This is a genomic window from Pseudomonas sp. YuFO8, assembly GCF_035065025.1.
Lineage (GTDB): Bacteria > Pseudomonadota > Gammaproteobacteria > Pseudomonadales > Pseudomonadaceae > Aquipseudomonas > Aquipseudomonas putida_AE.
On record NZ_JAXDEQ010000010.1, the window covers coordinates 46,840 to 59,968 of the forward strand.

Below are 13,129 nucleotides of genomic sequence, written 5' to 3' on the forward strand. Positions count from 1 at the left end.
CGGTGGCGAGCGGGCTCGCCACGCAATGATTCAATGCAACGGCAGAAGCTTAGACCGCTGGCGGTTTTCGCGCCGCACGGGGCTTTTTCTCGGCGGCCTTTTCCCCAGGTGGTATCACCGCAGAGGCAGCAGCCGGCTTGGCCTTGGCCTTGGGTTTTGGTGCTGCAGCCTTGCCATTGAGCTTGGCATCGCCCTCTTTGCTCACGGCGGGCTTGCTTGCCGGGGCTTTTGCCGGCTTTTTCGGCGCCAGTTTTTCGGCTTCGGCGAGTTTGCGCGCCATCTCCCAGTGCCGTGCTTCCTGGCCCTCGGGTTTGCCTTCAGACTCCCAGATCTGATAGGCAAACTCGCGGATACGCTTATCGTCGGTACTCATCGCATTGCTCCTGAACTGAACTCAAGTGTGGGTAGTTTGGATAAAGAGATTGACCGGGAAATCCCCCAGCGCGGCGCTGATCATCAGCTCCCTGTTTTTTGTGACTGCGACGCTTGTAAAAAGTCCCTTCAGATTTTCCTCGGCGGTTGTGAAGGGCAAACTGACCCGGGTGTCGCCCCACTGCAGCGCGTCCACCTGAGGCCCGGCCCTGTTTTCCAGCAGAGCCGAGCAACGGATCGGCACGATGACGATGGCGCGCTTGCCCTCCCATTCACGTACAAATCCCAGCACCCGATTGGCCTGACTGCCGATGACTTCGAGGGGTTGGTAGGTCCCGCGTCGAAACAGGTCGGCGTACTCGGCCCGCAGGTTCAAAGTCTGCGCAATCAACGCTTGCTTGATGCGCCCGTCGCGCCAATGCGTCAACAGATCAGGCAGATCCAGCGATTGCTGCAAGGCCTGTTGGCGGCTGGCGTAATCCACCGGCCGGCGGTTGTCCGGATCGACCAGGGTGAAGTCCCAGAAGTCAGCGCCCTGATAGAGGTCCGGCACGCCCGGCACGGTCATGCGCAGCAAGGTTTGCGCCAATCCGTTGAGGGCGCCGGGCAAGGCGATGGTGCGGGCGGCCTTGCCTAGGGCGCTGCGCAGCAGATCACCTTCCGGACTCAACAGCAGGCGCTGGGTGAAGCTCTCGGTGGCCTGTTCGTAAACCTCGTTCGGAGCGCTCCAGCTGCTCTGCAGCTTGGCTTCACGCAGGGCCTTGCGTTGCCATTGGCTGATGCGTTTGGCGTAGTCCTCCAAGGCCGGTTGGTCGTCGAGGTGCAACTCCAGCGGCCAACTGCCGAGCAGTGCCTGATAGAGAATCAGCTCATCCCCCGCAGACGGCATCTGGTCATCGTCGCGCAACGGGCGGGCGAGGGCGCGCCACAGGCCGACCTGTTCGACGTACCATTTACTGCGTTCACTCAAGATTGCCAGGCGCGCCCGGGTATCCTCGCCACGCTTGTGATCGTGGGTCGCGGTGGCGAGCAGGTTGTCCGGAAAATTGGCCAGGCGTTGGGCGCATGCCCCATGAAAATCGGCCACCGGGGCGCTGAACTGCTCGGTGCTGAAGCCAACGTCATTGCGCGACAGCAGCACCGCCGAGCGATAGAACGCGGTGTCTTCCACGGCCTTCGCCGCGGCAGGTGACGTCAACTGTTGGAATCGCACGCAAGCATGCTTGAGTCGTTTACGCAGGCGACCGGCCGGGCGTCCACGCCAGGCCTCGCCGCCCAGCCAACCTGCCAGGCACTCAAGCACTGGCCAGTCGGCTTCGCTCAAAGTCTGGCGGGCGCCCTCCATGGCTTGCTGGAAAAACACCTCGTCCTGGGTCGAACGCCCCAGGGCACCGATGTAGGTGCGATACACCGAGAAATGCACGATCAGTTCCTGCAACGCCCGACGGATCGCCCCAAGCGTCAAGTCGCGGGTCATCAGGTCATCCCGGGCCACTTGCAACAGGGCCTGGGCGACACTTTCGAAATCCCCGGCGAGCGAGCCATTGAGAATCTGCTGGCGCGCCAGTTGTGCTTCCTGGCGGAAGTCAGCCGGGCGTTCGCTGTAGCGCTGCCAGAGTTCGCCGAGGTTTTTTTCACCCTCGGGGTCGTGTTGCAACAGCGACAACTGGTTCATGAATTCGTAGCCGGTGGTGCCATCCACCGACCAGTCGCGGTGCAGGCTTTCGCCTTCGCCAAGGATTTTTTCCACGTAGATCGGCAGGTGCCGGCCCGGTGCCAGGCTGTCGACCCGCCGCCGCAGTTTGCGGCAGTAGCCCCGCGGGTCGGCGAGGCCGTCGATGTGGTCGATGCGCAACCCGTCGACCAGCCCTTGCGCCACCAACTGGAAAATCTTCGCGTGGGTCGCCTCGAACACCGCCGGACGCTCTACGCGCAAGCCACCCAGCTCGTTGATATCGAAAAAACGCCGCCAGTTGATGTCGTCCGCGGCGGTGCGCCAACTGGCGAGGCGGTAGCTCTGGCGTTCCAGCAAGTCGTGCAAGCGCTGGAAGCCCTCGCTGGTCTTTGAGTCGTAGGCTTGCAGATTGTGTTCAATGGTTTGCAGCATCGCCGGATCGCAGGCCAGTTCCCGTAGCTCCTCTTTTAACGGAATCGCCAGCCTGTAGGCGTCGGTCTGGTAACTCAAGGTGCTGAAGCGGTCCGCCAGTAATTTCAGCGGCTCGGCATCGGCCTTGAGCAGTTCGCCGTATTGGCTGGGGCAGATCGGAAAGTGATGATCGTAATGCTCGACGTAAAACGTGCCGCGCTTCGCATCGAAACGCAGCGCGAGGGTACCGTCCTGCAAGGCGATGCCGTAGTCGCTGCCGAGGAACGGCAACAGCAACTGGCCTTCCATCAAGGGGTCGGGCGAGTGCCACTGGATATCGAAGAACTCGCCGTACGGGCTCAGGCGTCCCCACTCGAGCAAGTCCAGCCACCAGGGATTGTCATTACCGCCGACCGCCATGTGGTTGGAGACGATATCGAGGATCAACCCCATGTTCTGCGCGCGCAGGGCACTGACCAGGCGACGCAATGCCGGTTCACCGCCGAGCTCCGGGTTGACGCTGGTCGGGTCCACCACGTCATAACCGTGCATCGAACCGGCGCGGGCGCTCAGCAGCGGCGAGGCGTAGACATGGCTGATGCCGAGGCGGGCAAAGTAGGGCACCAGCGGCACGGCGTCGTCGAGGGTGAAGCCTTTATGAAATTGCAGTCGCAGGGTGGCCCGTAGTGGTTCGATATTGATTTGATTCATTGGTCACGCTCGGCCGCCTGAAGTCGCGCGCAGGCGAGCAGTTCCAGGCGCCGGGCGGCATCCGGGTCGTCGAGCAGCGCTTCGCTGTACCCGGGCAGCCGTCGCGACCAGTTGGGGTGCGTATCGATGGTGCCGGGCAGGTTGGCCTGCTGTTCGATGCCCAGCGCATCCTCCAGCGGCAGCAGCACCAGCGGCGCGCGGGTGTGGCCGAGGAAACGCACACTGGCGTCGAGCACCTGATCGGTTTCATGGGACTCTTCGCGAAAGTTCTGCGGGTCCTGGCTCAAGGTCCGGCGCAGGCCTTCGCGCTCGCGCTCACGGTGCTGGCGCCACTCGATTTCAGCGCTGGCATCGACCAGGCCGAGGCGGGCGTTCCAGTCGATATCGCGGCCATGCCACCAGCCATTGAGCGTGGGCAGGTCGTGGGTGCTGGTGGTGGCCAGGGCGTTGTCCGGCCAGTCGAGGATCGGTTTGAAGTGGGTGTTGTCTTGTTCGAACAGCAACACGCGCATCCCGAGCATGGCGCGGGCGCTGAGTTTTTCCCGCAGGCCATCGGGCACCGTGCCCAGGTCTTCACCGAGCACAATGGCCTGGTGGCGATGGGACTCGAGGGTCAACAGCCGTAGTAAGTCGTCCAGCGGGTAATACAGGTAGGCGCCATCGGCTGGCGACGCACCATTGGGGATCACCCACAAGCGCTGCAGGCCCATGACATGGTCGATTCGCAGGCCCCCGGCGTGGGCGAAGTTGGCCCGCAGCATTTCGATGAAAGCGCGAAAGCCATTGCGCACCAGGCCTTCGGGGGAGAAGGCGGAAATGCCCCAACCCTGGCCCGTGCGGTTGAGAATGTCCGGTGGCGCGCCAACGGTGAGGGAGGCGAGCAGTTCGTCCTGGCGACTCCAGGCCTGGCTGCCACCGCCATCGGCACCCACGGCCAGGTCGGCAATCAGGCCAATGCCCATGCCGCTGCTGCGGGCGGCGGCTTGCGCGCGCTCCAGGCACCGGGTGATCAGCCACTGGCAGAAGGCGAAGAAGCCGATGCGTCCGGCATTCTCTTCGGCGAATTCGGCCAGGGCGGCGCTGCGCGGGTTGCGCCACTGCTCCGGCCATTCACGCCAATCGAGGCTTTGCCCTTGGGCCAGGCGTGCCTCTTGAATGGCTTCGAAGCGGCAATGATTTTCCAGCGCTTCACCCCCGGCATGACGAAAGCTGCTGAAGTCGGCGTGCAGCGGATGTTCGCCCTGCACGAAGCCTTCGTACAGCGCCTGTAACAGCCGATGCTTGGCTTCGGCGGCGGTCGGCCAGTCGATCAATGGTAGCTCTTCCAGGTGCTTGAGCTCGGCGGCCAGGCCCGTGGCATCGATTGCGGTGCGCATCGCACGCTCACCAAGAATCGCTCCCGGCGCGCAATACAGGCTGTTGAGAAACAGACGGCTGGAAGGCGAATAGGGGCTATAGCGGTGGGTGTCGTTGGCGAACATGGCATGCAGTGGACTGATCGCCAGGGCTTCGGCGCCGCGTTCACCGGCCACTCGGGCCAGGTCTTCCAGCGCCTGGGTGTCGCCAAAACCGCCATCGCCGGCACGGCGCAAGGCGTACAGTTGCACGCTCAGGCCCCAGGTACGCGGGATCGGGCTGTCCACGGCATCGCCCACGCTGTAGCAGCGGGCGGGGGCCACGGCCAGGGTGAAGCTCTGACCATCGATGTCGACGTGCTGGTAACCGACCGGAATCAGCCCGGGCAGGACGGCCTCGGCATCCAGTTTCAGACTCAGGTGCGAGCCATCTTCGAGATGGACCTCGCAGGGTGTCAGCGGCTCGAAAAAGTGCGCCAGGTTGAGTCCGACCCCGACATCGGCGGTGATCAGCGGCGGCAGGTGCCGGGTTTCCTGGACCTGTTGCAATTCGACCAGGCTGGCGTCGATTTCCTGGGCGCTGCCGGCCGGGTGTCCGAGGCCGGTGAGGACGTTGCGCAGCACTGCGGGGGCGACTTTTTGCGGGCGGCCATTGGCGTCGATCCAGTCGACCGCCAGGCCGGCCCGGGTGGCCAGGATTTCCAGTTGCGCATCACTCATTGGCGCTCTCCATCAAGGGGTAGCAAAGGGGCCGCGGCCGTGAGGCTGACAAGCGCGCAATACGGGGGCAAGGTGCCTTGATCCAGCTGTTGACCGGACCCAGGCGGCTGTTCGAACAGTAAAGAAGCATTGACCGGTGGCGTGTGGCGTATTGGCTTGGCGCTGAGGTTGAGGTCGATGCGCAAGTGGCTGCCATCGCCCAGGCGCCAGGACGCGCTCACCGCTGCGGTGCCGAGCACCTCGGCATCCAGCGCGTGGGTACCGGGCAAAAACGCAATGATATGGCGATGCCGGATCTGCAACAGTTGCCGATAGAAGTCATGGACCGCCGATGGCGTGGTGGAGGCAAGGGCAGGGCGCGATGCTTCGAAAGTCTGTGGTGCGTTGGGATCGGGAATCTGTTCGCGTTTATGCGGGTCGGCAAAGGCGCTGAACGCGGCAAACTCATTGCGCCGTCCTTCGCGCACCAGCCGTGCCAGTTCGCCATGGTGGCTGGTGAAAAACAGGAAGGGTTGTTCGGCGGCAAACTCATCGCCCATGAACATCAGCGGGATCATCGGCGACAGCAGCAACAGCACCGTCGCCGCTTTCAACGCTTCGGGGTGGGCCAGTTGATGCAGGCGCTCGCCAAAGGCGCGGTTGCCGATCTGGTCGTGGTTCTGCAAAAACAGCACGAACGCAGTGGGTGGCAAATGCCCGCTGGGCTCGCCGCGTGACTCGCCGTGGCGGTTGACGTGGCCCTGGAACACAAAGCCCTGGCTCAGGCAGCGGGCCAGTTGTTCGGTGGGGTTTTCGGCATAGTCGGCGTAATAGGCATCGGTTTCGCCGGTCAGCAGCACGTGCAGGGCGTTGTGCCCGTCATCGTTCCACTGCGCATCAAAGCCCTGCTCGAGCAGGCTGGCCTGGTTATGTTCGTTTTCCACCATCAGCCACACATGGCGCGACGGATCGCTCTGCTCGCGCACCCGCTGGGCCAGTTCCTGGAGAAAATCCGGGTCTTCGATGGCGTGCACCGCGTCCAGGCGCAAGCCGTCGAAACGGTACTCCAGCAGCCACATCAAGGCGTTGTCGATGAAGAAGTCGCGCACCTCGCGCCGACGAAAATCGATGGCCGCTCCCCAAGGCGTGTGCCGGTCTTCACGGAAGAAGCCCTTGGCGTAGCGATGCAGGTAATTGCCATCGGGCCCGAAGTGGTTGTAGACCACGTCGAGAATCACCGCCAGGCCAAGGCCATGGGCGGTGTCGATCAGGTGCTTGAGCTGCTCGGGAGAACCATAGGAGGCCTGGGGCGCATACAGCAGCACCCCGTCGTAGCCCCAATTACGCTCGCCGGGAAACTGCGCGATCGGCATCAACTCGATCGCGGTGATCCCAAGCGTGACCAGGTGCGCCAGCTGTTGCTCGACACCCGCGAAGCCGCCGAGCGCACCGACGTGCAGCTCGTAGATCACCGCTTCGTTCCAGGGGCGTCCCAGCCAGGTGGTGTGCCGCCATTGGTAGGCGAGCGGGTCGACCACCACGCTGTACTGGTCAATGTCCCCGGCCTGGGCGCGGGAGGCCGGGTCCGGCACCTCCAGCTCGCCATCGATGTTGTAGCGGTAGCGCGTACCCGCCGGGCAACGGGTGTTGATCACGAACCAGCCGTCGGCCTGGGGCAACAACGGCAAGGACTGTCCATTTTCCAGCTCGACACTGACGTAGAACGCATCGGGAGCCCACAACGCGAATCGCGTGTTTTGCGGGTCCAGTTTGATTGCGCCGTGGGGCCAGGTCTCAAGGGTCCGTAACGGCATCTCTAAAGCCTCTTACTGTTTGTGCGATTTCCCCAAAGCTTTGGCTACAAGCTGTTCGTAGAGTTCAGCGTAAGGTTCGACCGCCTTGCACCAGTTGAACGGTGCGGCCATGGCGCGGCAGCGCATGGCGTTCAGCAGGCCGGGGAATTCGAAGACCTTGAACGCGCGGCTCAGGGCTTCCTGATAGCTCTCCACCGTCGATTCATCGAACAGGAAGCCGGTCACGCCGTCTTCAATGGTGTCCGCCAGGCCGCCGGTATTGCGCGCCACCGGCAACGAGCCGAAGCGCTGGGCGTACATCTGGCTCAGGCCGCACGGTTCATAGCGCGACGGCATCAACAGGAAATCGCTGCCGGCAAACATCCGCCGGGCATCGGTTTCATTGAAGCCGATGCGCACGCCGATCTGCCCGGGGAAACGCAGGGCCAGTTCGCGCATGGCCTGCTCTTCTTCCGGCTCGCCACGGCCAATGATTGCGATCTGGCCACCGGATTTGACAATGTATTCGGAGACCGCTTCGGTCAGGTCGAGGCCTTTCTGGTAAACCAGGCGCGAGACCACGGCGAACAGCGGACCTTCACTGTCCTGCAGGCCGAACAACTGGCGGACATGGGCGGCGTTGACCGCCTTGCCGTCCCAATCACCGATTTTGAAGGGGCAGAACAAGTGCGGGTCGGTGGCCGCATCCCAGCTTTCATCGATGCCGTTGGGAATGCCGCTGAGCAGGCCTTGCTGGGTCTTGGCGGCGAGAAAACCGTCCAGACCGCAGCCGAAGTCCGGGGTGGTGATTTCCTGGGCGTAGGTGGCGCTGACCGTGGTGATGTGGCTCGAATAGGCCATGCCGGCCTTGAGGAACGACATCTTGCCGTAGAACTCCATGCCTTCCTGTTGCAGGGCGTGCTGCGGAATGCCCAGCTCGGGGCAGGACCCCAGGCTCGTCACGCCCTGGTACGCCAGGTTATGAATGGTGAACAGGGTGGGCGTGCGCTGGCCGCGCCAGTGCATATAGGCAGGGGCCAGGCCGGCCGGCCAGTCATGGGCGTGCACCAGGTCCGGGCACCAGTGGATTTGTGCGAGGTTGGCGGCGATATCGGCGGCGGCCAGGCCCAGGCGGGCAAAACGGATATGGTTGTCCGGCCAGTCGCGGCCGTTGTTGGCGCCATAGGGCGAACCTTCGCGCTCGTAGAGCTCAGGGCAGATCAACACATAAATGACCAGGCCGTCGGGCATGTCCATGCGCCCGATCTTGCACGGCGGGAGCGCCGCGTGACCGCCGAGTTCACCGATGATGTGAATCGGGTTTTCACTGTGCATCACCTGCGGATAGCCAGGGATCAGTACCCGCACATCGTGCAGATGCGCCATGGCCCGCGGCAGTGCGGCGGAAACGTCGCCCAGGCCACCGGTCTTCACAAGGTCGGCAATCTCGGAGGTGACGAACAACACTTTCTTCTTGTTGGGATTCTGGCTGGCCACCGGTGTCAGCGTCCGGGTCCCGGTAACGCTGATCGGTTGCGCGCTGGGAGCACTCACGGCGCTCGATTCGCCGACCTGCTGATGAGCCAGCTCTCCCTGAACATCCAAAGCCGCACTAATCATATGAATCTCCCGTGTTGTTGATCTAATTCTCAGGTCTGGCAAACGGTGTTTCGTGGCCAATGGGTGTGGCCATGCGCAAAAGCGCTACGCGTCGGCGAGCAAGCGCTCCCCAAATGCGTTGAGGCAGTATGGGTGAATTAACCATTGCAAGGATTGCACCAGTCGCAACGCACCTACCTTTCACTCGACCGGACACGTGGGGCAAAAGTTTCCACTTTTTTTCCACTTTGTGACCGACCGGTCTCCCCCGCGAAAATCAGTCTAGGCCAGAACTTAGAGCGGTAAAGCGCTGATGGCAAAATTGTTCGACAATCGGTTGATTTAGGTACGAACGTGCCGGATACCGGTGCGAACGCACCGACGAAGTGCAGGTTTTTATGCGTTTTGGCCTCAAGAAGTCACGTGGCAGTCATATGGATGTGCGTAGCGTCGCGGTGCGCAAGCACTGTTATGGTGCGCTCGCCCGCGTCCCGCTTTTGGCCGAACCACTGCCTTACCGCCAGCCGTGGTGCCTTGTTATAGTTCGGGCTCTTTTTTTGCCCGGTAAAGGATCACTAGCATGTCTCAGTACACAGCGTTCAACGTCGAACTGGTGGATAAAGTTGCCCATGTGCAGATCAACCGCCCGGAAAAGATCAACTCGATGAACGCTGCCTTCTGGACCGAGATCATCGAGATCTTCCGGTGGATCGACGACACCGACGAAGTTCGGGTGGTGGTGATCAGTGGCGCCGGCAAGCATTTCTCCTCCGGCATCGACCTGATGATGCTGGCCGGCGTAGCCAATGAGTTGGGCAAGGACGTGGGGCGCAATGCGCGCTTGCTGCGGCGCAAGATCCTCAACCTGCAGGCTTCCTTCAATGCGGTCGACCATTGCCGCAAACCGGTGCTTGCGGCCATCCAGGGTTATTGCCTGGGCGGCGCCATCGACCTGATCGCCGCTTGCGACATGCGCTACGCCGCCGAAGACGCACAATTCTCGATCAAGGAAATCGACATCGGCATGGCCGCCGACGTCGGCACGCTGCAACGCTTGCCGCGGATCATCGGGGACGGCATGCTGCGTGAACTGGCTTACACTGGTCGCACCTTCGGCGCCGAAGAAGCACGCGGCATGGGCCTGGTCAATCGCGTCTACAGCGATACCGCCAGCCTGCTCGACGGCGTCATGGGCATTGCCCGGGAGATTGCGAGCAAGTCGCCGATTGCCATTACTGGCACCAAGGAGATGATCAGCTACATGCGCGATCATCGCATCGACGACGGCCTGGAATACGTCGCCACCTGGAACGCCGCCATGCTGCAATCCACCGATCTGCGCGTGGCCATGGCCGCCCATATGAGCAAACAGAAACCCGAATTTCTGGATTGAGTGAAAAATGACTCCACGCTGGACCACGGCAGTACTGGACACCGACCAACCCGGCGGCTGGGCGGTAGCGCGCAGCCCCGAAGGCTTTTTGTTCGATGACAACGGCGCACTGTTCCCGCGCGAATGGCTCAAGCGCCAGGACCTGCCGATACTCGCCGAGCACGGCATCGGCCATCTGGATGGCGAGCCCGTCTACTTGCTGGAGTTGCGCGCCCCCGGCGATGTGCCGGGCTGCGGCTGGAAAGGCTTGCGGGCGTTCATGCTCGAGGGCGATCACACGCTGTTCAAGGTACTGGGCTACGCCGCGCAGATCGGCACCTGGGCCCGCGAGCACCGTTTTTGCGGCAACTGCGGCCAGGCCATGACCCAGGTGCCGCGCGAGCGGGCGATGTATTGCCAGCCGTGTGACTTGCGCAGCTACCCGCGGATTTCCCCGAGCATGATCGTGCTGGTGACCCGTGGCGATGAAGTGCTGCTGGCACGCTCGCCACGTTTTGTCGCCGGGGTCTACAGCACGTTGGCGGGGTTCGCCGAGCCTGGCGAATCGGCGGAGGATTGCCTGATTCGCGAGGTGCGTGAAGAAGTGCAGATCGAGGTGAAGAACATCCAGTACCTGGGCAGCCAGTGCTGGCCGTTCCCGCACTCGATGATGCTCGGCTTCCATGCGGAATACGCCGGTGGCGAGATCGTCTGCCAGGAGGACGAGATCGAAGACGCCCAGTGGTTCAACGTACATGAGCTGCCGCCGTTGCCGGCGTCACGCTCGATTGCCCGTTACCTGATCGACGTCTACGTGGCGCGGCGCCTAGGCCACGCTGAACCAGTGTTGCCAGGCTAGCCGTACGGTCAGGCCCAGCACCACGGTGATGAACACCGGACGAATGAACTTCGCGCCGCCGCTGATGGCGGTGCGAGCGCCGAAGAAAGCCCCGACCATCACTGACAGGCCCATGCAGAGGCCAATGATCCAGTCCACTTGCCCGGAAAACACGAACACCGACAGCGCCGCAATGTTGCTGACAAAGTTCATGCTGCGCGCCACGCCGCTGGCCTTGACCAGATCGATCGGGTACATCAGCAGGCTGCTGACGGTCCAGAACGCTCCGGTGCCGGGGCCGGCCACGCCATCGTAGAAACCCAGGGTGAAGCCTTGGGTCGATTGCCACTTTTTCCTGATCGGCGCGTCGCTGTCCAGCGGCGCTTTCGGCGTGCCGCCAAACAACAGGTAAAGCCCGCAGGCAAACACGATCACCGGCAGCATCTTGTTCAGCCATTCCGCCGGCAGGTAATGCGCGACCACGGCGCCGGTCAGCGCGCCGACCAGGGTGCCGACGATGGCGTGCATCCACTGCCGGGGGTGGAACAGCTTGCGGCGGTAGAAGGTGAAGCTGGCAGTGGCCGAGCCGAAGGTCGAACTGAGTTTGTTGGTGCCCAGCACCAGGTGCGGCGGCAGGCCGGCGGTCAGCAAGGCCGGGGTGGTCAACAGCCCGCCACCGCCGGCGATGGCGTCGATGAAACCGGCAATGAAAGCGACAAAGGCCAGGATGGCCAGGGTGGTAAGGTCAACGCTGAGTTCGAAAGGCATGGAATCGGCTTAATCGGCGGGGGGCAGCAAAGGGCTGCGGGGAAGGGCCGGTATCTTACCTTTATCCAACTCTGGCTGCGACCTGGCTGGCCCCTTTTAGCTTGAACTGTTGCTGTGCCGACAGCGCAGCAGCAGATTGCGCCTGAAACACCCAAATCGTTGTAGGAGCGAGCTTGCTCGCGATGGACTGGAGAACGCCGCGTTTAGCCAGAAAGCGCGCGTTATCGTTGACGTTCATCGCGAGCAAGCTCGCTCCTACAAGGGGGGCGGTGTTACAGGCCGAGGTCCGACAGGCTCGGGTGATCGTCAGGCCGACGTCCCAGCGGCCAGTGGAACTTGCGATCGCTTTCCTTGATCGGCATGTCGTTGATGCAGGCGAAGCGCCGGGCCATCAGGCCGTCCTCGTTGAACTCCCAGTTTTCATTGCCGTAGGAGCGGAACCAGTTGCCCGAATCGTCGTGCCATTCATAGGCATATCGCACGGCGATGCGGTTGTCGGTGAAGGCCCAGAGCTCCTTGATCAGCCGATAGTCCAGTTCCTTGGCCCATTTGCGCGTCAGGAAGCCCTTGGCTTCTTCTCGGTTGTTGGCGAACTCGGCGCGGTTGCGCCATTTCGTGTCCAGGGTGTAGGCCAGCGATACACGTTCCGGATCGCGGGAGTTCCAGCCATCTTCGGCCAGGCGCACTTTTTCGATGGCCGATTCACGGGTAAATGGCGGCAATGGCGGACGGACTTCGGCGTTAGACATTTCATGTCTCCCTAGCAAGTTAAAGTTCAAACAAGTTGTCGGTACTTGATGTTGTACTTACAGGTCCAATAACTTTCGCGCCATGCATTGCGCATTATCGGCGGCACTGTAGTCACCCATGACAAGTGCGACGGTGATGGCTCCGTCGATCAGGATCAGCAGCTGCTTGGCCAGCATCTGCGGATCCTCGGCGCCATATTCGGTACACAGCTCGCACACGTAGTCGAGCAGCTTCTGCTTGTGGTCTTTGGCGACCAGGCGAACCGGGTCTTGCGGGTCGCCGGTTTCGCCGCTGGTGTTGATGAATGCACAGCCGCGGAAGCCTTCGCAGGCGAACCAGGCCTTGAGCACGGTAAACAGGTTGAGCAAGCGCTCGGCCGGGGTGGGTGCCTGGTCGACTTCGCTTCTGTACCAGTGCATCCAGCGTTGGTCCCGGCGTTGCAGGGCGGCGACGACCAGTTCCTCCTTGTTGGCGAAGTAGCGGTAGATACTCTTTCTGGAGACGCCGGCGGTTTTCACCAGGAGATCCATGCCAGTGGCGGAAATGCCACTTTTGTAGATCAACTTTTCGGTGACATCCAGGATGATGTCGCGGGTGTCATTGCTATTGATTTCGTTCATGTGGCCAACAGTAGAACGATCGTTCTCCTTGGTCAAATGTTATTTTTGCGGCGTTCATTAAAAAGCCTTCGCTGGCAAGCCAGCTCCTACAGGGGAGTGCGATCAAACTGTAGGAGCTGGCTTGCCAGCGAAGGCGTCCGATCAGACACCAACAAGACCCAAACCG

At 62.2% G+C, this 13,129-nt stretch carries 11 protein-coding genes; 2 read left to right on the forward strand and 9 right to left on the reverse strand.

Translation table 11 applies throughout. From position 1 onward, the window contains the following. Positions 1-49: 49 nt before the first annotated feature. Genes SOP95_RS11295 through glgA form a run of 5 tightly spaced genes read right to left on the reverse strand, consistent with a single transcriptional unit; the run spans position 50 to position 8,636 of the window. Positions 50-373: a DUF2934 domain-containing protein gene (locus SOP95_RS11295; protein ID WP_274077314.1), complete on the reverse strand. Its 324-nt coding sequence runs from the start codon at positions 371-373 to the stop codon at positions 50-52. 21 nt (positions 374-394) lie between these two features. Beyond that, positions 395-3,169, reverse strand: coding sequence for a malto-oligosyltrehalose synthase (locus SOP95_RS11300; RefSeq protein WP_323607149.1), 2,775 nt, complete (start codon positions 3,167-3,169; stop codon positions 395-397). Then, a complete protein-coding gene (gene malQ, locus SOP95_RS11305; protein ID WP_323607150.1) occupies positions 3,166-5,244 on the reverse strand; it encodes a 4-alpha-glucanotransferase in 2,079 nt (692 codons plus the stop codon). The genes SOP95_RS11300 and malQ overlap by 4 nt, the downstream gene beginning before the upstream one ends. Beyond that, complete coding sequence (treZ, locus tag SOP95_RS11310) at positions 5,241-7,037, reverse strand: malto-oligosyltrehalose trehalohydrolase (RefSeq protein WP_323607151.1); 1,797 nt, start codon at positions 7,035-7,037, stop codon at positions 5,241-5,243. The genes malQ and treZ overlap by 4 nt, the downstream gene beginning before the upstream one ends. A 12-nt stretch (positions 7,038-7,049) precedes the next feature. Further along, positions 7,050-8,636 (reverse strand): glycogen synthase GlgA, encoded by a 1,587-nt coding sequence (gene glgA / locus SOP95_RS11315; RefSeq protein ID WP_274077310.1) that lies wholly within the window; start codon positions 8,634-8,636, stop codon positions 7,050-7,052. 559 nt (positions 8,637-9,195) lie between these two features. On the opposite strand from glgA, the gene SOP95_RS11320 reads away from it, so the two are divergent. Both SOP95_RS11320 and nudC read left to right on the forward strand, forming a co-directional pair. Continuing rightward, complete coding sequence (locus SOP95_RS11320; RefSeq protein WP_274077309.1) at positions 9,196-10,008, forward strand: crotonase/enoyl-CoA hydratase family protein; 813 nt, start codon at positions 9,196-9,198, stop codon at positions 10,006-10,008. Between the two features lie 7 nt (positions 10,009-10,015). Next, positions 10,016-10,846 (forward strand): NAD(+) diphosphatase, encoded by an 831-nt coding sequence (gene nudC / locus SOP95_RS11325; RefSeq protein ID WP_274077308.1) that lies wholly within the window; start codon positions 10,016-10,018, stop codon positions 10,844-10,846. On the opposite strand, the gene SOP95_RS11330 is transcribed toward nudC, so the two are convergent. The 4 genes from SOP95_RS11330 to SOP95_RS11345 all read right to left on the reverse strand — a co-directional run bounded on the left by SOP95_RS11330 (position 10,814) and on the right by SOP95_RS11345 (position 12,963). Continuing rightward, positions 10,814-11,593, reverse strand: a complete 780-nt coding sequence (locus SOP95_RS11330) for a TSUP family transporter (protein ID WP_274077307.1) — start codon at positions 11,591-11,593, stop codon at positions 10,814-10,816. The two genes, nudC and SOP95_RS11330, sit on opposite strands and share 33 nt — an antisense overlap. Positions 11,594-11,654: 61 nt before the next feature. Further along, complete coding sequence (locus tag SOP95_RS11335) at positions 11,655-11,840, reverse strand: hypothetical protein (RefSeq protein WP_323607230.1); 186 nt, start codon at positions 11,838-11,840, stop codon at positions 11,655-11,657. A 25-nt stretch (positions 11,841-11,865) separates the two neighbouring features. Continuing rightward, entirely contained in the window at positions 11,866-12,342 is a 477-nt protein-coding gene (locus SOP95_RS11340; protein WP_323607152.1) for a nuclear transport factor 2 family protein, read from the reverse strand. A gap of 57 nt (positions 12,343-12,399) precedes the next feature. After that, complete coding sequence (locus SOP95_RS11345; RefSeq protein WP_323607153.1) at positions 12,400-12,963, reverse strand: TetR/AcrR family transcriptional regulator; 564 nt, start codon at positions 12,961-12,963, stop codon at positions 12,400-12,402. Between the last annotated feature and the right edge of the window lie 166 nt (positions 12,964-13,129).